The organism is Halomonas sp. 5021 (assembly GCF_036663435.1).
In the GTDB taxonomy this organism is placed as follows: Bacteria; Pseudomonadota; Gammaproteobacteria; order Pseudomonadales; family Halomonadaceae; genus Vreelandella; species Vreelandella janggokensis.
The window spans coordinates 19,382-43,504 of record NZ_JAXOVU010000002.1 but is presented as its reverse complement, the minus strand read 5'-3'; the positions used below and the strand labels follow the sequence as shown (position 1 = coordinate 43,504).

The 24,123-nt window shown below is 55.3% G+C and carries 17 protein-coding genes; 4 read left to right on the top strand and 13 right to left on the bottom strand.

Features of this window, described 5'->3' with window-relative positions; genetic code table 11:
• Positions 1-160 precede the first annotated feature (160 nt).
• From R3F64_RS03790 to R3F64_RS03775, 4 genes are read right to left on the bottom strand one after another with little or no spacing between them, the layout of a single operon-like run.
• The gene (locus R3F64_RS03790) at positions 161-1,135 is read right to left on the bottom strand and encodes a glycosyl transferase family 90 (protein WP_199284385.1); all 975 of its coding nucleotides are present in this window, start codon (positions 1,133-1,135) and stop codon (positions 161-163) included.
• A 4-nt stretch (positions 1,136-1,139) separates the two neighbouring features.
• Positions 1,140-2,177: a glycosyltransferase family 4 protein gene (locus R3F64_RS03785; protein WP_199284386.1), complete on the bottom strand. Its 1,038-nt coding sequence runs from the start codon at positions 2,175-2,177 to the stop codon at positions 1,140-1,142.
• A 3-nt stretch (positions 2,178-2,180) separates the two neighbouring features.
• A complete protein-coding gene (locus R3F64_RS03780) occupies positions 2,181-2,963 on the bottom strand; it encodes a glycosyltransferase family 2 protein (protein ID WP_332610607.1) in 783 nt (260 codons plus the stop codon).
• Positions 2,960-4,114, bottom strand: a complete 1,155-nt coding sequence (locus R3F64_RS03775) for a glycosyltransferase (protein WP_199284387.1) — start codon at positions 4,112-4,114, stop codon at positions 2,960-2,962. The genes R3F64_RS03780 and R3F64_RS03775 overlap by 4 nt, the downstream gene beginning before the upstream one ends.
• 455 nt (positions 4,115-4,569) lie before the next feature.
• Here R3F64_RS03775 and R3F64_RS03770 point away from each other — a divergent pair, with 455 nt between their 5' ends.
• Complete coding sequence (locus R3F64_RS03770) at positions 4,570-5,976, top strand: mannose-1-phosphate guanylyltransferase/mannose-6-phosphate isomerase (RefSeq protein WP_332609866.1); 1,407 nt, start codon at positions 4,570-4,572, stop codon at positions 5,974-5,976.
• Here the strand turns inward: R3F64_RS03770 and R3F64_RS03765 are convergent, their stop codons facing one another.
• Positions 5,977-6,690, bottom strand: a complete 714-nt coding sequence (locus R3F64_RS03765) for a 3-deoxy-D-manno-octulosonic acid kinase (protein WP_085919153.1) — start codon at positions 6,688-6,690, stop codon at positions 5,977-5,979.
• Here R3F64_RS03765 and R3F64_RS03760 point away from each other — a divergent pair.
• The 3 genes from R3F64_RS03760 to waaA are packed head-to-tail and all read left to right on the top strand — an operon-like array spanning position 6,689 to position 10,519.
• Positions 6,689-7,786 carry a glycosyltransferase family 9 protein gene (locus tag R3F64_RS03760; RefSeq protein ID WP_085919152.1) on the top strand — a complete coding sequence of 366 codons (1,098 nt, stop codon included), beginning with the start codon at positions 6,689-6,691 and terminating at the stop codon, positions 7,784-7,786. The two genes, R3F64_RS03765 and R3F64_RS03760, sit on opposite strands and share 2 nt — an antisense overlap.
• Positions 7,776-9,206 (top strand): bifunctional D-glycero-beta-D-manno-heptose-7-phosphate kinase/D-glycero-beta-D-manno-heptose 1-phosphate adenylyltransferase HldE, encoded by a 1,431-nt coding sequence (hldE, locus tag R3F64_RS03755; protein ID WP_199284391.1) that lies wholly within the window; start codon positions 7,776-7,778, stop codon positions 9,204-9,206. Before R3F64_RS03760 ends, hldE begins: the two co-directional genes overlap by 11 nt.
• Positions 9,206-10,519, top strand: coding sequence for a lipid IV(A) 3-deoxy-D-manno-octulosonic acid transferase (gene waaA / locus R3F64_RS03750; protein WP_332609861.1), 1,314 nt, complete (start codon positions 9,206-9,208; stop codon positions 10,517-10,519). The genes hldE and waaA overlap by 1 nt, the downstream gene beginning before the upstream one ends.
• Here the strand turns inward: waaA and pelG are convergent.
• From pelG to R3F64_RS03710, 8 genes are all read right to left on the bottom strand, one after another.
• Positions 10,516-11,901: an exopolysaccharide Pel transporter PelG gene (gene pelG, locus R3F64_RS03745; protein WP_332609859.1), complete on the bottom strand. Its 1,386-nt coding sequence runs from the start codon at positions 11,899-11,901 to the stop codon at positions 10,516-10,518. The two genes, waaA and pelG, sit on opposite strands and share 4 nt — an antisense overlap.
• Before the next feature lie 26 nt (positions 11,902-11,927).
• Positions 11,928-13,511, bottom strand: a complete 1,584-nt coding sequence (gene pelF / locus R3F64_RS03740; RefSeq protein ID WP_085919148.1) for a GT4 family glycosyltransferase PelF — start codon at positions 13,509-13,511, stop codon at positions 11,928-11,930.
• Positions 13,508-14,521, bottom strand: a complete 1,014-nt coding sequence (locus tag R3F64_RS03735; protein ID WP_139839370.1) for a HEAT repeat domain-containing protein — start codon at positions 14,519-14,521, stop codon at positions 13,508-13,510. The genes pelF and R3F64_RS03735 overlap by 4 nt, the downstream gene beginning before the upstream one ends.
• The gene (locus tag R3F64_RS03730) at positions 14,508-15,869 is read right to left on the bottom strand and encodes a PelD GGDEF domain-containing protein (protein ID WP_199284393.1); all 1,362 of its coding nucleotides are present in this window, start codon (positions 15,867-15,869) and stop codon (positions 14,508-14,510) included. The genes R3F64_RS03735 and R3F64_RS03730 overlap by 14 nt, the downstream gene beginning before the upstream one ends.
• 7 nt (positions 15,870-15,876) lie before the next feature.
• Positions 15,877-16,416: a hypothetical protein gene (locus R3F64_RS03725; RefSeq protein ID WP_085919145.1), complete on the bottom strand. Its 540-nt coding sequence runs from the start codon at positions 16,414-16,416 to the stop codon at positions 15,877-15,879.
• A gap of 81 nt (positions 16,417-16,497) precedes the next feature.
• Positions 16,498-20,169, bottom strand: coding sequence for a tetratricopeptide repeat protein (locus tag R3F64_RS03720; protein ID WP_199284394.1), 3,672 nt, complete (start codon positions 20,167-20,169; stop codon positions 16,498-16,500).
• On the bottom strand, positions 20,156-22,966 hold the full coding sequence (locus R3F64_RS03715; RefSeq protein WP_254902925.1) for a bifunctional glycoside hydrolase 114/ polysaccharide deacetylase family protein: 2,811 nt from the start codon (positions 22,964-22,966) through the stop codon (positions 20,156-20,158). The genes R3F64_RS03720 and R3F64_RS03715 overlap by 14 nt, the downstream gene beginning before the upstream one ends.
• Before the next feature lie 45 nt (positions 22,967-23,011).
• Positions 23,012-23,989, bottom strand: coding sequence for an NAD-dependent epimerase/dehydratase family protein (locus R3F64_RS03710; protein WP_085919142.1), 978 nt, complete (start codon positions 23,987-23,989; stop codon positions 23,012-23,014).
• Positions 23,990-24,123 lie beyond the last annotated feature (134 nt).

Sequence of the window (24,123 nt, the reverse complement as noted above, 5' to 3'; positions counted from 1 at the left end):
TGATCGCATAGCCAAGGGAGAGACCGATCAGGGTGATGGCAATGATGGCTAACCTAACGTTATCCAGTTTAGAGAAAAAGCGATAATGAATGATGACATTTACCTGATTTAAATAGTGAGAATCAAATTGAAGCGAGATCGGTGGATGTTAATAATAGCGTTAATGAGAGAAAAATTGATGGGTACGCTCGAAATATTTTTGCATAACCAATAGGCCAACCAAACGTTCTTTTTCGGTATCCATAAATTGATCTACGTAACGGTTGGCATTGCGAATAATCTCTTTTGCTTCGCAGGGGTGTTCCCGGTAGTAGATGATTTTATCTTCAAGGTCAGAGTAATCATCCTTGAGTAGCACATAGTGATATCCAGGCAGCAATGTGCCTTCCATGAACCATGTTTCAAAGCGTGGTCGTCTCATGAAGCACAGTGAGTTAGAGGCCATTATCCATTTGAGATTGGTTGCAACATCCTTGCCTTCGATACTCATCACAAATTTATACTTCAATTGCGCCGGGACCGACATGAAATGTTTATGCCAAGGCTGGCCAAGCGCATTTTTGTGAATGTCACCCACATTACATAGCGGATGATCGTAAAAGTCTCGGATGAATTGACGCCGATGCTCTTGATGGCAAGAACCACGCCATACCACGAGGTCAAGCTTGGCATCATAGCGGTAAGGATCTTTTACTGTGTAGTAATGACGAACGCGGTTTAACTTAAGTAAAACAGAGTTTTGATTGTGGTCACTGATGGGGCGGCTTTTAACCAAGGTTGGCACGTCGGGCACAGTGGTTACATCACCAAAGCGATGACAGAAGCGTAGCTCAGGTGGAAAATAGCGCAATACGCTGAGTAAATCCAAGTAATAAGTGCCACTTTTCTCACGCTTGAAACTAGATAGCGTTATGGCCTGCTCGGGAAGTTCAACGTTATCATTCAGTTGATTGCAGTAATTAACACGATTAAGTATTATTTGCCGCTCGTCCTCTGAAAAGCTCTTAAGCTTGCGAAGCAAGTTTTTTCGTTGACGCTGAAGAAAAGCCCCTGGAATCAGGCGGTGAAAGGTATGTCGGGCATAAAAGCTAAGCTTGTGAAAGTTTTTATGTGCTTTTGCAGACGTTGCAAGCATAATGTTAATTCACTATTGATTGATAGAGATGCCAGTAAGATGCTGCCATTGACTGAGGGCTGTATTGATCCAAATGCTCAGTGGCCTCTTGAGCTAACTGTTGACGAAGAGCTGGATCTTCACGTAAACGAATAATCCCTTTAGCCAGCGATTCAGCATCGCTGGAGGGAATAAGTAATCCCGTATGCTCATGTTTGACGATATCGGGTATGCCGCCTACATCAGTGGCAATGACGGGGATGCCTAGCTGCATGACATCCAGAATAACAGAACCCAATCCCTCATTACGTGACGGAAATGCAAATATATCCAGGCCAGCCAGATAATTGGCAATATCGCTTTTAAATCCGAGCCAGGAGACATTGCCAAGCGACGACGACTCTGCTTTTAGTGCCTCTGCATCTTTACCATCACCTAAAAAAATAAAGTGTATATCCGGCGCTTGATGTTCAAGCATCTGCGCAGCCTTCAGTAGCACTCGCTGACCCTTATGGCTATCGACCACGGCGCCTGCGTGGCCTACCAAGAATTTATCCCTAAAATCCTCACGAAAACTGTTGGCGGCCTCAAGTTTAGGCGTCAAACGTGAATAGGCACTCGGTATCAACGTTACATTGCCCCACTGGCTGTCTTCCAGAAGGTGCTTTATAACTTGGGAAAGGGCAACTCGGGCGGATGCATGCGAGTAACTTTGCTGGTTAAACCACTTTTTCCTAACGGGTGCATCAACACGACGAGTAATTAAATAGGGTGTGCCTTTTAAACGATAGTGCAAATAGGCCCAATGAACGCCTTTTGCATCGTGAGCATGTACCAACTGAGTGTCGCCGAGATGAAAGTGTCCGGCCAACTGATGATCGGCCGTCTGAAACGTGAGTTTCGTTACGCCATGCAGGTGTTGACGCATGGGAGAGTCGCGACGGCAAACCAGTGTTTGTGAAAGGTCGTTGTGTGACTGCTCTGCCAATGTCTTGATTAATAACTCAGTTTGGCGCTCGCCGCCACGAAATCCGCGCGCCAAATTGACATGAGTAATGTGCATTGATCACCAAACCTTATTAAAATCTTCCGCTTCAAGCACTTTGGGATCACGTTGATACTCGAGTAGCTTGGCATACTTCAAATAGCTATTGAGCCCCGCGCTGACTGCAACGGTCATGCCATCAACCCCGCCCATAAAGCCGCGCTGTAATACATATTTACGCACAAAAGCATTCAGCCCATGTGCAAACGGTGAGAAAGCGTTAGCCCGCTTCCCTTTCTGGAACATGATTTTGGCCGCGCGACCACTGAAATTACGCCCTGGCTTGGCAAACAGTTGCCCAAGGTTATCAAAAGAGTGGTGTATCATATCCGCATCAAGTCGCTTTGGATTGGCGGCGATGACTTTTGCGTGCTGCTTGACGTCAGCAAAGCGTGCATGGCGATGGTTGTAGAGTCGAATACAGTAATCTGGATACCAGCCGCAGACCTGGATCCAGCGTGATCCAATCATGTTGCGTCGCCGAAAGGCAAAGGCGTCGTGCTCGGTTGCCGCGAGCTCAAGCTGACGAATCGCTTCTACCATCTCTGGGGTAAGACGTTCATCAGCGTCCAGACTCAGAACCCAGTCATACTTGACATATTCAAGTGCAACATTTTTCTGAATGCCGTCGCCCAAGTATGCCTGATGTACCACTCTGGCATCCAACTCGGTCGCAATCGCCACGGTTCGATCCTGGCTGCCTGAATCTACGACGACAACGTCATCACAAACCTGGCGAGCGGAAGCAATACAGTCCGCAATATTGGCTTCTTCGTTAAAGGCAATAATATTAGCCGATATCATGAAACAGGCATCTCTTGCAAAAAGGCAGAAGTAATGTGTGCTGGTGAAAAACGTTCCAGCCAACCTTCATCAATAGCGTAGCCGCCAGCGTCAAGAATGCCATCAACACGGGCTGCTAACGCCTCCGGTGTCATTTCACACAGGTAAGCTTCCAAATCACCGGTCATGATATCACGTACCCCGCCTGGACAATCGACCGAAACAACAGGGGTTTGGCAGGCCAGCGCTTCGAGCAGTACGATGCCAAGACCTTCATGTGCCGAGCTCAGGATAAACAAACGAGCATGGTGCATCCATGGGTAAGGATTTAATTGGCGGCCCGCAAAAATAACGTTCTCAGCAATTCCAAGCTCAATGGCAAGCGCCTCCAGTTCTTTGCGTAATGGCCCCTCGCCGACAATCACAAGCGGGAGGGGCGTTTTCATTTTGGCATACGCCCTCAGCAGGAGGTCATGGTTCTTTTGCGGTACTAAGCGGGCCACGTTGAGTAAATAAGGGAAATTGGGTCGCTCCGGGAAGTCATCTTTCATGGCCTGCTGGATGGCGGCTACAGGGCAGGGATTTGTGATGGTTTTCAATGATAAAGGCTCTACCTTTAGCGCCTGCATTGTCGTCGCTATTTGTTTTTCGACCCCGTGAGAAACGGTAATTAGATGTTTATTATGAAATAGGCAGCGTGCTTTCAGTCGCTCCAACCAGGCATTGTGGCCTAAGGTTGGCTTGACGATATTTTCCAGAACGTAACAGGCGCGCGTGTCCTGGAAAGACCAAACCGTTTCGAAGGTGCCAATACCACGAAAGATAATTCGGTCAAAAGAGCCGTATTGGCGTTCTAGGCGGCGTATTTCGCGCTTAAACAGTTTTCCGCCCCACCATCCTGATAATAAAAAATAGCTTTTGCGTAAAACGCTATTGAACAGGCGTGCGGCGATCTCGATGACGCCGCCTATACCTGATGTCCACATGGCACGTGCAAGCTCGAAATGATGAACATTGACGTGGTCATTGCTCGGTTCCAACTGGGGTGGGCGCGACTTGAAATACATCAAGTGGCTCTCATGCCCCTGTTCTGCAAAGCTGTCTGCGAGGTTCACCGCTACGCGTTCCATCCCACCAATTTTTAACGTACGAACGACAATCAATACCTTCATGAAGGTGAATCCTTTTGGTGTAGCGGAGGTTGCATAATAGGGCTGTATTGGAGCCGCTGGGCGCATCGCGAATTGTGGATCGCGACAGCAGGTGTCTCAGAAATTGCAGTACAGATGTGAAAGATATCCTTGAGAACAGGTGCCAGGGCGTTAGCAAGTCATCAGGCTGATATCGGGAAGTTGCAGGAAGTATCTGTTAGCGTGCCATAGAACCAGCTTACACGAAACAAGCCCTCAGAAGGTTGGATTGGACGTCTATGTGCATAGTCGAGTATCAGGAGGGCTGGTAACTAACACTTGGGGATGGCAAGTTGAGAGTGGGAAGAGTGTTTTTTCTTTAAAAAGAAAGACAAATCCCTGATATGCATTGTTTATGCTACAGCCTGATACCCGAACCTTTTCGAGCCCCGGCAATCAATACTGTGGCGCCCTCATAACCCTAGGAATATTCTGATATGTCATTATTGCCTGTTGTCCTGGCGGGTGGTGTTGGGTCGAGACTATGGCCATTATCGCGTCAATTGCATCCCAAACAATTCCTGTCACTGGATGGTGGGCCTACCATGCTGCAAAAGACGCTAGGGCGTCTGGACGGGCTTGAAACACATGCGCCCATCGTCATATGCAATGAGGAACACCGTTTTCTGGTAGCAGAACAGTTACGCCAGATAGGGTCGGATAATCGTCTCATATTGCTGGAACCGGTCGGGCGCAATACGGCGCCCGCGATTGCATTGGCGGCCATTGCCGCGACACAAGACGGCGATGACCCTTTACTGCTTGTGTTGGCGGCTGACCATCAGGTTCAGGATATTGTGCCGTTCCATGACAGTATCAAGAAGGCGCAGGCTCTCGCAGAGCTTGATTATTTGGTCACCTTCGGTGTGGTACCCACCTTCCCAGAAACTGGTTACGGTTATATTCAGCAGGGGACATCACTGGGGCAGGGCTTTGGTGTCAGGCGTTTTGTCGAAAAGCCTGATGCGGCGACGGCGACTGCTTACCTGGAAAGTGGTGAATATCTATGGAATAGCGGCATGTTCCTGTTTCGAGCGAGCTGCTACCTGCAAGAGCTGGAGCGCTTCCACCCCGATATGCTGCATGCTTGCCATCAGGCAATGGCTCAGCTAGAGAATGACCTGGATTTTACGCGCATCGACAACGAGGCTTTCGCCCGATGCGAGGACATCTCGGTCGATTATGCCGTGATGGAGAAAACACAGCATGCCGCCGTCGTGCCCTTGGCGGCGCGCTGGAGCGATCTGGGAGCCTGGGCTTCCATATGGGAGTTAAGCGATAAGTGTGAGGCGGGTAACAGCTATCATGGTGATGTTATCCAGGAAGATACTCGCAATACCATGCTGCGTTCCGAGAGTCGCCTGGTGGCTGCGATAGGCTTGGAAGACCTGGTCATTATCGAAACCAAGGATGCGGTATTAGTCGCTGATCGGCATAAGACGCAAGATGTTAAAAAAATCGTCGAGCGACTCAAGGCTGAAGGTCGCGACGAGTTCAACAATCATCGCGTTGTCTATCGTCCCTGGGGGCGCTACGAATCGGTTGATAGGGGCCAGCGTTATCAGGTCAAGCGTATTACGGTGAATCCGGGTGCCAAGCTCTCGGTACAGATGCATCATCACCGGGCAGAGCACTGGATATTGGTATCCGGCACGGCGGAAGTGACTAACGGAGAGGCGACCTACCTTGTGTGTGAAAACGAGTCGACCTATATCCCCATCGGCCAGATTCACGCGCTGAAAAACCCCGGCACGCTGCCTCTCGAATTGATCGAGGTTCAGTCCGGCAGCTACTTGGGTGAAGACGATATTATTCGCTTCGAGGATCAATACGGCCGCGTTTGATCAACTCGTAGCGCGATATCCTTGCAGAATAGAGGAGATCGATAGACTGGAATCAAACTTGTGAATGGACCTCTCAAGCCTCTCCAGATTGGCGCTCTGCCACTTCCCCGGTTGGCGCAACCGACAGCGGTCCAGGTCAATCAGCCATGGCGTGCCGCTGGCATCGACCAGAATATTGCGGGCGTTCAGATCGACATGATCAAGCTTGGCACGGTGAAAGCGTCGAATCATGGCACCTACGCGTTGCAAGAGCGCTTCATCTGCCAGGTGGCTGACGATCAACTCGGCGAGCGCTTTTGCGCCGGTGATGCGTTGCGTGATCAAGGCGGCTTCGTAGCTGAGTCCATGGCGAACCACGCAGGTGGCGATAGGGCGTGGAACAGGTAAACCCTGCTCGAATAAATTGGCCGTGAGGCGCATTTCCTGAAAGCCGCGGGTGCGCTCAGCACCTAGCCAGAAATAGCGTTTTTGGCTTAGTTTGGCGACTAGACCGCCTCGCCGGTAAGGGCGTAAAACCCATTGCTCTTCAGGGGAGGCCTGTAAAAAAAGGCTGCTGCCCCGACCAGGGGCTTCGCCGACCACTAAATCGCGGGATCGCCAGTACTCAGCGCTGAACAGGGCGGGATCGGGTTGGTGTGACGTGGCAGCGTCACATAAACTGTCTGCATCATGTAAAATCAGATTATTTCCTTGCCGGAGTGCCGCTAAGCGCATGAAGCCCTCTCTGCCTGCTCAACCTAACCATATTGCGATTCTGCGCCTCTCGGCGTTAGGAGACGTCTGCAACCTTGTGCCCACCGTGCGAGCGTTGCAGCGCCAATGGCCACAAGCGCGCATTACCTGGATCATCGGCAAGGGTGAATACAGTTTACTGGCCGGCTTGTCCGGGGTCGAGTTTGTTGTGTACGACAAAGCGACGGGGCTCAAGGGGATGCGCGCCCTATGGCGCGAGCTGGCGGATACGCGTTTCGATGTGCTTTTGCATATGCAGCAAGCCATTCGGGCGAGTATTTTATCGCTTGGTCTGAAGGCCAATGTGCGTGTGGGCTACGACAAGGCGCGGGCCAAAGATGCCCAGCACCGATTTACCCAACTGCATATTGCGCCCAGGACCAATCCTCATGTACTGGAATCTTTCATGGACTTCGCGCGTTTGATGGGTGTCGAAGAGGGGCCCCTGGAATGGAATTTGGCGGTACCTCCTGCCGCTTATGATGAAGCGCGTTTGATCAGCGGTGAAGCCCCTTATCTGGTGATTAATCCATGCAGTAACGTGCGGCTGCGTAATTTCCGTAACTGGTCGGTGGAAGGGTATGCAAGCGTCATTGAATATGCGTGGGTACAGCACGGACTGAAAAGCGTGTTGACTGGAGGAGGCAGCTCCCTCGAGCGGGAGATCGGGGAGCAAATTGAAATGCTCTGCCAGCCAGGCAGCGTGATCAATGCCATTGGTCAGACGTCGTTAAAAGGTCTTTTAGCGTTGGTTGATGGCGCGCGTGCGGTGGTTTCGCCGGATACCGGTCCTGCGCATATGTCTAACGCCATGGGGACCCCGACACTAGGACTTTACGCGACGACCAACCCGCAGCGCGCGGCGCCCTATCTATGGCGAGATTTCGCCGTTAATGCCTACCCGGAGGCGCTGTATACCTACCAGCAAAAATTGGTGGAAGAGGTAAGCTGGGGACAGCGCGTTCGCCATGCCGACGCCATGGGACTCATCAAAACCGATGACGTGATTGCCAAGTTCGAGGCACTGCTGACACATACGGCTGCGCGCCCAACAACAGGAACCACCGATGAAAGTTGATTTAAACGCCCTGGAGCATGCCCGCGTTCTTGTGGTGGGTGATGTGATGCTAGACCGCTATTGGCACGGTGGCACATCGCGCATATCGCCGGAAGCGCCTGTGCCGGTGGTGCGCGTCGAGGATGCGGATGATCGTCCCGGCGGAGCGGCGAACGTCGCGTTGAATATTGCGGCGTTAGGGGCACGGGTTGGCCTGGCAGGATTGGTGGGCGCAGATGAAAATGCCGAGTTGCTTTCGCATCAATTGTCGGCTTCGAATGTAAGTACTCACTTTCAGTATAGCGGAGAGATACCCACGATTACCAAGCTTCGGGTCATGAGTCGCAACCAACAGTTGCTGCGCCTGGACTTCGAGGAGCGCCTGGACGGTGTCGATACCACGGATTTGCTGGCCCAGGTGGAGCAGGCGCTGCCTGATTGCGACGTGATGATTCTGTCCGACTACGGTAAGGGCACCTTGAACCAGGTGGAGAAGCTGATCGCCCTGGCGCGAGCCCAAGGTAAGCCGGTGCTGGTCGATCCCAAGGGTAGCGATTTCAGTAAGTACCGCGGCGCCAGCCTGATAACGCCGAATTTGACGGAGTTCGAGACAATAGTCGGCCATTGTAGCAGTGATGCAGAGCTCTCAAAGCGTGGTGAAGCATTGCGCCTTGAGCTGGCGTTGGACGCGCTATTGATCACGCGCAGCGAAAAAGGCATGACGTTGATTTACGAGGGGCATGAACCGTTGCATTTACCGACCCGTGCTCAGGAAGTCTTTGATGTGACGGGCGCCGGCGATACCGTGATTGGCCTGATGGGGTTGGCAATGGCGGCAAACCATGAGTTGCCCGAGGCCATGATGCTGGCCAATCTGGGGGCAGGGTTGGTAGTGGCCAAGCCGGGTACTGCTACGTTGTCGATCGCCGAGCTTTATACCGCCCTGCACGGCGATAAGCTTGCTGAATTCGGGGTGATTGAGCCAACCCAACTGGTAGAGGCCGTACAAGCTGCCCAGACCCGGGGCGAGCGAGTGGTCATGACCAACGGCTGCTTCGATATTTTGCACGCGGGCCACGTGGCCTATCTTGAACAGGCAAAACGGTTGGGGGATCGGTTGATTGTGGCAGTCAATGACGATGCCTCCATCGGCCGCCTAAAAGGCCCGACGCGGCCTATCAATCCACTCCATCGCCGTATGCAGGTACTGGCAGGGTTGGGGGCGGTGGATTGGGTCGTCCCCTTCAGCCATGACACCCCACAAGCGCTCATCGAAGCCGTACTGCCGGATATTCTTGTCAAAGGCGGCGACTATCGGCCAGAGGATATTGTCGGTGGAAAAGCGGTGATTGCCAATGGCGGTGAGGTGAAAGTACTGGGCTTTGAAGATGGTGTCTCAACCACAGCGATGATCAGCTCGATCCTGGATCGCGAGCGCTAATGGCGGCACCCAACTGGCCTCGGCTTGCTTACTCAGCGGCACTGTATGCCCTTTCGCCATTGATCATGTGGCGTATCTGGCGAGAGCAAGTACCTACTTACTCCCGTTTGCAGCGCCTTGGTATGTGTCTTGATCCACTGCCTTCAGCGCCGCGCCTCTGGTTGCACTGCGCCTCGGTGGGCGAGGTGCGTGCTGCCCGCCCGCTGATAGAGGGCTTGCTGGAGCGCTATCCCCGGCACAGCCTGCTGATCACTACCATGACCGCCACGGGCGCTCAGCAGGCCCAGGCGCTCATCCATGAACAACCTGAAAGCGAACAGAAGCGGCTTGTTCACCGCTTCCTGCCGCTCGACTATCCAGGCGCGGCCAGGCGTTTTGTCGATCGGGTAAAACCCGCGATGGCGCTGCTGTTTGAAACCGAACTCTGGCCCAACCTGCTACACGCCTGCCGTTGTCAGACAGTGCCTGTGGCCGTGGTCAATGGTCGGCTATCGTCTGGCGCCTACCAGCGTTATCGGCGCTGGCGACCCTTGATGACTGACGCCCTGGCTAACGTTAGCTGGCTGGCTGCCAAGTCACCGGAAGATGCCGAGCGCTTTAACGCGCTGGGTTGCCGCGCTGAGGTAACCAGCGTGGTGGGGTCGCTGAAATTTGAAATCCCCCCTCAGGATAAGGTTTTCGAGGAGGGTGAGTACTTACATCGTCAGTGGGGTGGGCGCCCGGTATGGGTAGCGGGCTCCACCCGTGATGGTGAAGAAACACTATTACTCGAGGCGCATGCTCAGTTGCGTAAGCGCCATCCAAACGCGCTTTTAGTTCTGGTGCCCCGCCATCCCCGGCGGTTTGATGAGGTTGCCTACCTGTGCCGCGATGAGGGCTGGTTGCTCAGCCGTCGCAGCGAACAGCAAGTCGTAACGGAGCAGACCCAGGTCTACCTGGCGGATACGCTGGGGGAATTGGCGCTGCTCTATGCGGCGGGCAGTGTGGCTTACGTGGGAGGCAGTTTGGTCCCCCTGGGCGGCCAAAACGTGCTGGAGCCCGCTGCCCTGGGCAGGCCTGTGTTGAGCGGGCCCTCAATCGAAAACTTTACTGACGTGGCCGAGCCACTGTTAGCCGCCGGCGCCCTCGTTCTAGTGGATAGCCCCGATGCCCTCGCCGAGATGCTGATGAGTTATTTTGACCATCCCTGTGATGCGCAACAAAAAGGCCAGGCTGGCCTGGCGGTAATCAATGCCCAGCAGGGCGCCCTCAAGCGAACCCTGCACGGGCTTGGTAAGCTCGTACCCCAGTCGCTAGCGGTCTCTCCAGATTAACCCTTGCTGGGTTGCAGCATAAACGTTTGGTAAGTCAAATGTTCAAACTCATGGTCCAGTACGGCCAAGCCAACTAAAGATGTAAAAAGAAGCGATAGTGCGTATCCATAACCGTAGAACACTGGGCCGAGAAGTTGACTGAGTAGCGTGAATACAAGGTTGCTTAACAAAAATAGCAGGCAAAGCCAAAGTGCCGGTTTGAGACGGTCAAGATAAAATAGCACGTTCAGGATGGCCATCAGCAGTACTTGGATTCCCACGGCCACAATATCGATATTGAAAAGCGGCAAGTACCAGTGGGAAAACCCCAGCCAGGTAAATAATAGTGGGCCGCTGAGTAGCAGTCCGGCCACCGTGATGCCCTGTACTTTAAAAATATCGTAGATACCGTGGCGAACGCTGGCGACCATTTCACCGCGCAGTGTCTCAATATGTCCCAGTGTGTCTCCACCTCTTATGGCGTCGTAATAGGCATGGCATCGCTCGGCAAAGTCGGTTTCCATGCGCATGATGAATACCGCCATTCCCGGCACAATGGAAAGATAGGCCAAAAAGATAGGCAGGTCGTAAATCGGCGAGGCGCGCAGCGGGCCAATAATGGGCTCGGATGTGGCCGGGTTGAACCAGAACACCAGCTTGTCTGCCCAAATACCGGCCTGATAGAACAGCCCAATGGCGATCAACGAACGCTGGCACTGCCCGGCACGGTGCAACTCGAAGGCCCACAGTCGATCACTTGGGTAATGTCGAATTACCATGGCCAGTAGCATGAAAAGCAGCAGGCTCTGGCCAATCACAAAGCCACCCAGCAGGCCCTCAAGCCCATAATCGTTGAGCAGCATGCCGCCAACAAACGTGGCCCCATAGCCAACGGCAAACGCCAGTAGTACCTGACGGTAGGCTTTTATTCCTGCGACAAACACGGTGACGCACCAGATCATGCAAAGCACCACAAAGCTGACCAGCATTTCCAGTTGATAGAGCCAGGGTGTCTGTCCGAAAGTCCACCACAGCAGGGCGCTACCAACGGAGGCGGCTACCAGCATGACCAACGTCAGCAGCCCCATCACGTTGGGCAGGATCGTGGCATCGCGCTTTTCAAACAGCCGGTCGGCAACAAAGCGGGTAAACAGCAACTGTACCAGTGATGTCAGCAGTAGCGACCCGGCGACAAGCCAGGTGACAGACACCAGAAACGCTGTCACATGGGGGGGGTTGGCGGGGCTAGCTGCTGCTGACAAGATGCCCAGTGCCATGACCGCCAGAATGGACAGCACCCAGGGGCCGGAACTGATCAATCCCGCGTAGCCATAGGCACGCAGCAGGCTGAAATAGCTATCCTGGCGTAGCAACCGCCGCAGTTCAAAACCAATGCCGGCCATCTATATGATCTCCCAGCGCCAAGGGGTTAACGTGCAGTTAATGTTGATAGTGGGCTGCCCGCGGGTGCCGATGAATCGCTGGCGGCTAAAGAGGGTTGCATGACATCTTTATACAGCTGCTGGTAACGCTCCATCATTAAAATATCGGTGTACTGGGCCTCAACGCGGGCAATACCTGTGGCGCGTGCACTGTGCCATACCGCCGGATTAGCAAGCAGATAATGCATGGCACTGGCCGTCGCCATGGGGTTGGCGATCGGTACGATTTCTCCTGCCGCTTGGTGAATATCCTGATGGCCCATGACCAGTTCGCGGCAGGCACCGACATCGCTGCACACCACGGGTACGCCCGCAGCCATGGCTTCGAGCACCACCAATGGCTGTGCTTCGCTAATTGAGGTCAACACTACCAGGCGCACTTGGGCAAGTATGTCTTCGGTGCGTTGGAAACCCAGAAACCGCACGTTCTTTTCCACGCCCAGCTGTGCCACCAGGTCGCGGCATTCTTGGGCATAAGTCGGATCCTCGCTGTCCGGCCCGACAATCCAGCCTTCGGCGTCAGGCAATTGACTGATCAACTGGCGCATAGCGCGGATAAACGTCTTGATATCCTTGATCGGCGTGACGCGACCCAGCAAAGCGACAATGGGCGCTTGGTTGCACGCGGTGGCATCGCGCAACGGGGCAAAGCGCTCAATGTTAATGCCATTGGGGATCAGCCGGGTACGTGCCTCAGTCGCCCCATCCTGCAGTTGACGCAAGCGGTTGCCTTCATGGAGCGTGGTGATTTGCGCGGCACTGGCGTAGGTCATTCGGCCAAGCCCCTGGAAGAAACGGATCCACATCTGGCGAATATAGCCGGTATCGATCTGAAACCCGTGGGACAGCGCATCCCGGGATGTTTTAATCCACTTGGCTTCGAGCAGGTCTATTTGACGCTCTTTGGTATAGATACCGTGCTCGGTGATCACCAATGGCCGCTGATGGATATGGTGTGCCAGCGCGCCTAAGAATCCTGCATAGCCGGTAGAGATGGCGTGTAGACAGTGGCTTTTTGGTAAGGCGTTGGCAATGCGCGCCAACATGAAGAGCGGCGCGTGAATATTGCGCACTGACCAAAAGTAATCGATAAATGAGGGCTCTGTCACATGCTCGAGGTAGTGATCGACAATGTATTGCCATGCTTCCTGGCTGTGAAGAAAATCCTCCTGACTTAAGCCACCCCGCTGGCCAATCATCCGGGCAACGTCGCATAGTGCCCGCTGTTGGTCACTCGCCATTGGTTGACGCAACGTGTCGTGAAGTTCACGGACCTTGACAAAGGTGCTGGCTCGACCTCTGCTAGCTTTGATGGTGCGACGCGGGGACAAGTCTTCCATTAAGTAATGGCATTCTAGATGCACCACATTGGCGGGACGTTCAAACAAAATGCCGTGGTAATGGTCGCGGCTCCCGCCCAGGAAAACCAGCGCGAAACGAAGGTGTGGCAGACCACGAATCAACTGGTCTACCCAGGCACTTACCCCTCCCCGTACCATGGGATAGGTACCTTCCAGCAGCAAAGTAACATCCGCCGGGTCGTCATGTTGACTCAGTGTCGGCCAGTTCATCGCCAGTACTCCATTAGAGGGTGCAACACAGGGTGCTGCTGGGCCGTAGGGCTCAGTCGTGACAAATGATCGCGTAGCATATGGTAGTTGCGGGTTTGAAAGGCCTGTTCGGCGCGATAAGGCGCGAGGTCATCGTCGTGCATGTCGAGCATTTCACATTGGCGAAAGGCCTGTTCGGCGCTTTGCTGATCCTTCAAGGCCAGGTATATACGGCCGCGTAAGAGCTGTCGATGAGCGTGATTGGCTTGGCCGATGGCCTGATTGATGTAGTCAAGAGCTTGGGATAAATAGAATCGCGTCGTGCTGCCTTGGGCGAGGGTAAGGTAATCATATTCCCAGTGGAGGGTCGCCAATGCTTCGGCGAAATGCCCATGCGGGTCACCATCGCGCTCGCGGTGCTGAACGAGTCGTTGGATACGTTCGTCGACATCGCGCTCAATGCCACTGAGCATGGAATAGGCCAGCAGCCTTACGTCATCGGTCGGGTCAGCCAGGCCTAGACGAAGCAGATTGATCGCCTGGCGCCGTGGTAGATGTCGGCAGGCCAGAATGGCTTCCTGGCGCAGCACTGGGCTATCGGAATAGCTCAATATACTGGCTAAGCCTTCCCGCATGGCAGTGGTCTCAGGGCTGGGCGGGGAGAGCGGCTGGTAAGGGAGAGGCGGTAAATTCAGTGCCTGCCAAGACACGTCACGTTTTGGGGTAGCCCCATAAAGTGCGGGAACCACGGCCATCAATAAACCCAGTAAGCCGATACCCGGCAACAGGAAGAGTAATAAAAACAGCAGTAGAAGATTACCCATCAAGGGCTGCTGGTAGCCTGAAGGCAATAGTTGTCGAATACCTTCCGCCATCAGTAGCGCGCCAGCGCCATGTAGCAACATGATGGGTAAAGAAGGCACACTTGCCGTCGCGAACCACATGTGAGCACCCCAGGCTTCAGCACCAAAGCCCGCGGCCAGCCAGAGCATGCCGATTGATAAACGTCTTGCAGGACTAGGCGTGAGCATGGCTTGCCTCGGGGCGAGTATTGGTCGAGAGCAGCTTCCTGGCCGAACGCCGACCGTCAATGACCTGGTAGCTGACATCAATGTATTGGCAGGCCTCGCCGATACCCGGCTGCGCGGCCATGGTTTCTTTTAACCGCTCGGCATACATCGCAAAGGCCGTTTGTTTTGTTAACGGCAGCAGTACATAGAGTCGCTGCGAACCGTCGTCTTTTGGAGTGACCCAGCTACGGTCGAGGCCGCGTTGCGCACTGACGATGCTATCCTTGGCGGAGGTTATCTGGATGTCGCTGAGCTGGGTTGAGAAATCAATGGTGATGAGCAGCGAGGTCAGTTGATGATCGCGGGCGTGTCGAACCCACTGGGCGACGATGGCGCGATGGTCAGTGCTTTCTCCCTGCAGTGTGTGTTGGGTCTGTTGCAACAGATCACCCAACTGAGCCCCCAGCACGGCCAGCAGGTGTAAGTGGCCACGATGAAAATCGATGAAAGGCATAGCGGTAATAGCTACAACAGCGTAGATGCGTTGCTCGACATCAATGAGAGGCACGACGGCAAGCAGTGGCGCGTTATCAATGTTAATTCCTTGATCCATTGCGCTTTTAAGGCAGATCATGCGGCGTTGTTCAAGGCAGGCCAAGAGCATCGGGTCGTTCCACGGAAGCGCAATATCGCCGCCATACCATGTGACAGACTGTGGCTGTAATCGCTGTTGGCGATCGACGGGTATCAACGCTGCCTTTTGGACCCTGGCATGCAGGGCCAGGAAGTTCAGCAGTTCGTTGCCGTGTTGCCTGAGAACATCGACGCCAGGCGCAAGTGCTTGGTACTTGGCTTCAAGGGCTTTCAGGGCATCACGCAGCGTGAACGGGTTGGCCGCCAAGCGCTCGGCCAGTTGATCATGGGAAACGCGCAATAGCTGATAGTGGCGGATAAACTCCTCTAACCGCGTCGACTGAGCACGGTGGACAACCGTCATCTGATGTAAACGCCGCCGCCAGTTATCGGCCATTTCACCTGCCACCATGCCTACCAATATCAGCGCGATGGCCACTGGCAGGCGTTGTGACGAGTCGTTTAGCAGGTCACCGTGGTACCACCATCCCTCAAGCCCCATCAATACGACGCTGACCAAGCCACTACTGAAACCCAGAGCAAAGCCATAGCGCATGCCCACCAGCAAGGGGGCGATAGCCAATAGCCAGGTTAAGCCACTGCCCAGTAGCAAGGGGTCATCTGGGTTGATGAGCCAGCCGATAACCGGAAACCCGAGAGTGATGACGGCGGTTTCTAGAAGCCTTAACCCGCGGGAGGGCAGTGCAGGCTGACGTTCATCGGTCGATAGGATCATTGTGGCCTCACTGCTGTACGGGCAAGGTGTCGACGAGATCCGCCATCAGTTTCTGTGCCACGCCGCTGGTGGTGCTGAAGCCCCAGCCAGACCGTGCGCCGCTGGCGCTCCATAAAATATCCCCTGTGTTGACATCCACTACGCGCAAACTGATGCCAATAGCGGGTTCGCCATCCAGACCGGTTTTGTAATGCCACTCATCCACCGACCCCGTCACCCCATAGCGCGCCCCTTGCTGCTGCGCCCAACTGAGAGCCGCTTGATAGTCCTGCTCACTGGGCAGCGCCAATAAATTTTGCTGGGGCGGGCGAGGCGCCTGGGTCAGGGAACTGATGCCTTGCTGATGCAAAAGCGTCGTAAGGCTGGCTTCCGCCTTCTGCCCTGCCAGCGGTGTTTCCGAATGGTTGGCAATTGGCAGTAATGCCCATTGCGCCTGGCGGCTTAGCGGTTCTGAGCGGTGAACATCCGTGACCGCGCAGCCACTGAGTAATATCACGCCAACAAGAAGTGCCAGCTGTGCCAACGGCCTCAAATGATGAATACGCATCGCTGTATCTCCAGGGCGCTAGCTCGGCGCCTCAAGCAGTGGTGGGGTAACGGCGTTGCCGTTGGGTCGCCCGTGGCATGTTCAGTGCCCCAGGAAGTATTGATAAGTGAGTGAAACGCCCAGGTTAGTGTCGCCATCATTCCCCGTTCCCTGGTCAGCCTCCAGGCTCAGGCTGAGTGCGTCATTACCGAAAAGTCGGCTACCCAAGGCAAAACGGGCGTTAAGGCCGATATCTTTTTCGGGTAGCTGGTAGCCCGCTTCCAACGCTACCTCGAAACTCGGTGAGGCCAGCAAAGGGGAAGTGCTGGCGGGTTCCCCGCGTCGCAGCGCGACGCCGACCCCTACAAAACTCGATTGTTCGGTGAGCAAGTCATCAGCTTGAAAATTGGCTGGTAGTCGCTGGCGGATATCGTCAGGCAACTGGCCGATGGAATAGTCGGCATGATTGGCCAACAAACTGAGATCCAACTGGCGGGTAGCCCCTTTCAGCAGCGCATGGCGTAGCTCGGCATCTACCCGATAGCCATCGCCCAATGTCTGCCGTGTTTCGCGGCTGCGCAGATTCACGTGACGAGTGTCCAGGGTCAGAGTGTCTCGGGCGGTAGGGGTCCATTCCATGCGAATGCCAATCTGGTCTTCGACGGCTAGCAGTCGCATCGAGTCGCTAATATCGGACACATGGCTTATTTCGCCATACAGCGTGCCTGCCAGGCGTGAGGTGGCCTGCCAGCGTTGAGACACGCCACCGTAAAGCCGGTTATTACGGTCAGTGTTTAGCTGGCCCAGCGATAACTCGGTATCAAGGCGCGTACCGTTCCGGCCCACGGTTAATTCGACGGCTTGTTCATCGCGGAGGTCTTGGCTATCGACAGCGTCGTCGTGGTTATCTAGCTGACGACGAACCAGATCAAGCTGGCCCCAGAAACGCTCTCCACTTAGCTGATATGACACGTCCTGTGAGGCGATATCCAGGTCGCCCAAGCGCCGATATTTAGCCGAAGTGGCCAGCCGGTGAGGCATGTCGGCGGCTAGCTCGACGACATCACGCCGTCGGTCCACGCCCTTCGCGGTAAGCCGTTCGGCGAGCGCCCAGGCGTCTTGTCGACGGTCAAGCTGGCGCATAATGGCTAAGCGATCGGTGGCGGAAAGCGCGCGACCCGCATCGCTATCCAATAACCCTTCTAGTGTATCGCGATCGTTTTTTTCTAAGGCCACAGCCAACGTTTGCCAGGCGGGACTGACATACCCCTGTGACTGGGCGCGGAGCAGCAAATAGCGGGCGTGAACGGGCTGTCGCATAGCCATGTGTGCATCGAACAGCCACTCGCTGTCGCTGGGTTGGGGGGGCGTATCGGCAAAGGCGTCTGTCACGAGCTGGTGGTACCAGCTGCGCACGCTCTCAGGGCCATGTCGGTTGGCCACTATTGCCATTGCCTGAGTATGGTCGCGGCGCTGCGCCTCGCTCAGAGGAGACGCTAGCGGTGAGGTAAAGGTTGGCGACAGCTCGTCGAAGGCGGCCAAGCGCATGTTAAATGCCAGCGCTACTTCACCGCGCTGACTGAGGGCATCGGCGTAGTAAAGCTGCTGCCAGGCATCCAATACACCTGCGTCGCTTGCCAAGGCGTACCAGACAAGTGCTTGATCGAGGTTGCCTGAAAAACGTTCCGCGTCGGCCATGGCGCTCATCATGGAAGGCGTCTGAACGGCCTGCTCCTGCCACTCTGTGATGCGCTCGCGTATTGCTTCATCATCCCCTGAGGCGATCAACGCGTATAGCATGCCTGCGCGAAGACCAGGGTCCTGGGGTGAGTGCTCCAGGGCGCGTTGGTAAGCGTTGATCGCTTCGTCAGGTTCTCGCCGGAGCAGCGCTTGCTGTGCCGACGCAGCCCAATAATCCGACGAATTAGCGAATCTTTCAGGGGTTTGTTCTGCCATCGCCAATAGCGACTGGGTCAATGCTGTCTGGCGTTCTCGTTGGGCCAGATAGAGCATTTGAATCAGGGCATCGCCGTCACGTGCCTGGGCCCAGCGGTACTCGGTCACCCGCATGGCAAGGTCGAGGTTGTCATTATCAGCAGCGGTTTGTATGAGCCGGGAGGCGCCTTCTGCGTCCAGGTTATCCTGTTCAAATAACCTGCGATAGGCCGTCATGCTGGCCTGGCTATCGCCTAGCTGCCAGGCTAGCTCGGCGCGTTGCTTGTCATTGCTGGCGCCCATGCTGATGCCATCCGTGGGCGAGCCTAATAGTTGCAAGGCACGATCCAACTGCCAGTTTTGGCTCATCAACTGGTTTTGGGCCTGGATGAACTCAGGCTGTGACCCGTAGCGGACATTGAGTGCCGCCCAACTGTCAGCCGCTTCATCCAGGCGTCCGGTTTGCCCAAGCCAGGTGGCCAGGCGAATACCTAGCGCTTGGTCGTGAATGCCGGATGCCTGCCAGGCTTGGATCTGCTCAATCGCGGCGTCGGGCTCGCCCAATTGTTCAAGCAAATCGGCCCATAAACGACGGTCTTCCAGCGTCAGTTGGCCTTGGCCATCAAGGCGGTTCAAGGCGCGTATGACAGAAGGTCGGTCGCGGACACTCAGTGCCAGCGAAATGACCCAGCGATTATGGCTTTCCTCGCCGGTTTGACGGGCGAGTTGATCAGCGTTTTGCAGTGCGCCCGCGGCATCGCCGGACCACTGCTGAGTTTGGGTCAGTTGCTCCAGGTAAGCGGTGTTGTCTGGGTCTTGGCGGCGTAGCTGGTCGAGCGCCCCCAGCGCGCTGGCTAATTCGTTAAGGCCCAGGGCGATGTTGACGTGGCGTTCTAGGTTCGCGATGTCCGGTTGCTGGTCGATGAGTCGCTGTGACCAGCCAAGCGCCTGCTGAGGCTGGCCGTGGGCCAGTGCGAGGCGAATACCCAGGTCGAGCAGCTCGCGGTCATTGGGAAACGCGGCCAGGTATTCGCGGGCGTATTCGACACCATCGTCCTGCTGGCTCTGTTGGGCGGAGCGTAGCGCTTCCAGAGCTGCAGATCGGCGCGGCGATTCGGCGCTATCATCGCCTTGTTGGGCGTGCGCTGAGGCAATCAGCCAGGAAAGCCAGCCCAGTGTCACCCTGGGCATTTCCGCGACTCGGTAAGCGCGATGCCAGGCGGCGGCCGAGCGCTCCGGGTGACCGGCGCGAAGCCACCAGTAGCCGGCCAGTGATAACCAATGATATTGGCTGTCGACCTGCTGCTCAGCAAGACGCTCATAAAGTGTAGCGGCCTGTGAAGGGGTCTCCGTGGCCAGCCAGTAGTCCGCCATGCGTTCTAAATACGCCGCAGGCAGATGGGCGTTGGTCTGGAAAGCCTGCAGGATGGCTTGAAACTGCTGCACGGCTTGCTGACGGTCTGGTTGCTCCACTTTGATCGCCGCGAGCAATTGCCACTCGATGGACAGGCGCAGCCATTGAATCGTCTTGTCTTCATTGTCATGCAGAGGCATCAGGATAGTGCGAGCCAACGGCGCGTCGCCCACCTGGAGCAGTTTGCTTGCAAGATTGACGCGTAGCTCGACGTTATCCGGGTTGGCGTTTAACAGTGCCTGGGAGTACAGCAGTGAAATACGGCTCGGCATGCTGTCGCTGCTTTCGAGGGTCAGCAGATGGTGGGCAGGAAACAGCAATACCAACATCAAGGCGATGACCAATGCCACCAGGCGCAGGGTCAACGGTCGGATCAGGCGCCTTTGACGCAACACAGTACCGGCTTTGGGATTAACGCGTTGCACAGCGCACCTCGATACGCTCAGCATCAGCGCGGTCAAAGGCTAGTAGAGTGGCGTTATCACGTTGTTCAATACGCGCCCCAGGGGCAGAGACTTGACAGTTATGGGTGTTGGCTAGCGCTACCTTTAATGGTACCTGTTCGGCGGCAAGGCCTAAGCTTAGCTGCCCGGACGACCCTGTCTGCCACTCGGTGATGCGCCCGTTGGCATAGCGCAAGTGAGGTACTTGCGGTTGACTAGTCGTCACGTAAAGGGTGGCGTTACGGTCACCTGAGAGCGCGATATAGCGACCCGAATTGATGTCGCGCACGCCCGCAACGCCTCTAGAGCGCTCGAGATCAGGCCAGCCCATGTCCGCGGGTAAACGTAGGGTACGCATGTGGTTAGCCCCTTTGATCTGCCAGCCACTGTCTAACTGCTTGGCGATACCGGTGTGGTACCACTGGGTGGCGACATCACTCCACGCGCTGGTAAAAAGCGGCAACGTCTCTTGTGTGAGTACGTACTCATATACCTGATGGAGCGCACGCAGTGCCCCGGGACTCGCAGCAGAGTAAAAGTGATAGTAAATATCGATAGGCTTTAAACGGCGCGGCTGGTCGGTGAGCTGGTAGGTCTCAATCGCTCGCCGATAGCCCCAAAGTGGGCCAAGCATGTTGTTGGTATATATATTTTCATTAATCTGCGGGGCATAAACCTGAAGGTAGCGGCCCAGCGGGCGCAGCATGGGCGACACATTGGTCATGGTCGGGTTGCTTTGGGTAACGCTGGTGTTGCCGCCGTTAATATTGCGTAGCCCCAACTCGTCGGCAATCGCCAAGGCTTTTTCCGGCGGTAGTGCGTTACCCGTCCATAGCACCACCTTGACCGGCTTATCGGCGGGTGCCAGCTCACGGTTGATATAGTCGGTTGAGCCTTCGATTTCGCGTCGTAGCGAGAAGCGATAGCCGGGAATCGGAAGGTTGTAATTGAAATTGGCAAGAGTTACACCCTGGCCCGCCAAGTCGTTTTCATTGAGGCTTTCCCACTCGAAAGGGTGGCTAAAGGTGTGCGTTGCGACTTCCACCCAAGGGAGACTGAAAATACGCCGGGCTAGCGGTTCTAACGTAGCGCGGTGCTGGGGATAAAGGCCCTCAGGACCTATCTCGCCTTCAATAATCGACACCGTGGTAGGCACCTGATAGCGCCTTAAAATGTCCGACAGCATCAGTTCGCCTGTGAAGGGCGTGCCCGGCATGTCGGCGCGGCTAACAAAAGCATCGCCGTCAATCTGGGTCATCCAGTAGCGGGCGCCATTTTCGGTGGTGGCGTCGGGGATCGGCATGTCCGGGAGTGCTAATGCGCGCTTTAAGAAGGCAAAGGGATCAAGATTCCAGCGTATTTGCGTTTCGCTGGCCTGCTCGAAAATCCACGGGTGGCTTGCAAGACCACCCCAAGGGCCGGTGATGATCGGTGAAAAGCGCCGCTGCTGGTCATCGCTCAGCGTCAGATGTGATGTGTTGGCGCTGTTGAGTATCTGGTAGCTGGTCTGCGGTGCGGGGGACGGGTGTGGAAACCCTTCGAAATCAACCAGGTTGTCATGTTCCAGTGGTGTTAACGAGGAAGCCACAAGACCGCTGACTTCACGCAGCCCCATTAAAGTACCCAACGAGCCCGAGAGCGGTATGCCTGGATCACCGATGATGACTGCACGCAGGCCATTCTCCATTTGATGCTGTAGCCAGGGGGCATAATGTGGGGCATTCGTTAACGACTCGTTAAACCATGTGACCACGCCGGCATAGCGGCCGTGCAGGGTGTCGCTGGGCAGCGGCTCATTGACGTCGCGATACTCGGCGCCGTAGCCAAGGTACTCAAGGGGCATTGCCAGGTAACGATGGGCGTTGGTGTAGGCCAACTCGCCAGCTTCCGTCTTGGCTTTATCAAACAGGATCAGCACTCGCCGAGGCATGGCCTCGATCAGCCCGATACCCATTTGATTGAGTTGTGGAACACTCACCCAGGGAATAAACCCTTCGTCATGAATGCGCTTGGCGGTGTCTCGCGCTAACGCGCGGTTATTGGCGGGCACATAGTCGATCGCAATCGCGGGCAGCTGATAGTCATCCCTAACGCGGGCAAGCTGTGCGTAAAGCCAGGCCTGGTCATCGTCAGGCACTGCCCCGTAGACCTTGGTGCTGGGGTTCCAGCCGCGATAGAGCGACTCTGCGGCCACCCCGGCAACATCACTGTGAACGCGGTCAAGGATTTCAAAGCCCCGGTTGAACACCAGTTGCATATCGGGGAACTGACGTTTGATCTGGGTAACGATCTCCACCAGCGCGTCTTGCTGGCGCTTAGCGGCGTCTCCCTCAGGGGCAAATAGGCGATAACTATCCAAAGTGTCGAGAAACAGGCCACGATAACCCGCATTCCACAATGGTCGAATGTGTTCCTCAATCAACCATCGTTGCCACTCGGGGGCGGTCAGGTCGGCGACCTGGCTATTCCAGGCGTCGTTGCGGGTGACCAGCGCATCTTCGGCAACAAGTGTCTTGGCTTCCCGCCATGCGTCGAGTTCACCAACACTGACGTAGGCAAAGACTTGCCCGCCGTGCTGTCTAAGTTGACGGGATTGGTCATGGTCAATATTGGCCGCCTCGACCACGATCCAGTCGAACTGCGAGAGAAGCTCGGTGGGGGCGTCATTGCCGTAGTAGAACGCAACGCTGGGTTGGCCGGGTGTTGTGGCCGCATACACCAGGGCACTGCTTAGCATGTTGAGTGCTAAGAGTAGTCCACGGAAGAGAGAAGTCGCCACAGCATCACCTTTATATTGGTATTGACCATTCGCATAATGCGCTTATCAGGCGCTCACCTTCAGTGGGGAGGCTGACTCCCTGGCGATGGTGTGGCGATAGTCTTGAATGAGTTCGCTCAGGCCTTCGCTTAGCGTCCATTGCGGACTCAACGATAGCCATTCGGCCAGCCGCTGAGGGTCCCCGTAAGAATGTTGAATATCTTCGGCCTTGGCGGGTAGGTGCTGGGCGGGTAATGAACAACCGGTGAAGTGGTTAAGAAGGTCGATCAGTTCAAGCAGATTAATCCGCTGACCGGTAGCCACGTTGCAAATACCACACTGTTCGCTGAACAGCGCGGTAAGGTTGGCGCGGGCCACATCGCCGACATAGATAAAGTCGCGTGATTGGTGTCCATCGCCATACACGATAGGCGCTTGATGGGCAAGCAGTCTGTCGATAAAGCGCGCCACAACCCCCGCATAGGGCGAGTGCGGATCTTGGCGTGGGCCGTAAACATTGAAATAACGCAGCCCTAAACTGGGTAAGTTGTGCAGGCTTGCCAGCAGGGCGGCATAGCGTTCATCCACCCATTTTTCCAGCCCATAAGGCGATAGCGGCTGCTGACATGACTCTTCGGTCAGGGGCAGCTGTGTTGGCACACCGTAAACGGCGGCAGAAGAAGCGTAAACGAGTTTCGTGACCTTTGCCTGGGCTGCCGATTGCATCACGTTAAGCGCCCCTAGGATATTATGTGTGGCAGAGTCGTAAGGATCTTCAACTGAGCGTGAAACGGATACCTGAGCGGCCAGGTGTAGGCAATGAGTGATTCCCCGCATTGCGGCTGAGACGTCCTCGCGGGATCGGATATCACCTTGCATAACGTCAAGATGTTTGTGTTCAGGCAGGTTGGCCTGGCGACCACTTGAAAAATTGTCCAGCACGCGCACCGAGTAACCGCTTGCCAAAAGTAGGTCGACCGTATGGGAGCCTATAAAGCCTGCACCACCCGTCACAAGAACACGCTTATCGTTGTGATCCAACATGATGTTCCCTTCCCCTTTATTGGCTGATGACGTCTTCGTCACAAGACGTTAATCAGCGCTTTTTTTGCAACAGTTTGTATCCTTATGTTTAATTCTAATTACAATTAGAAGCAATAGTCGGACTAATGGATTTG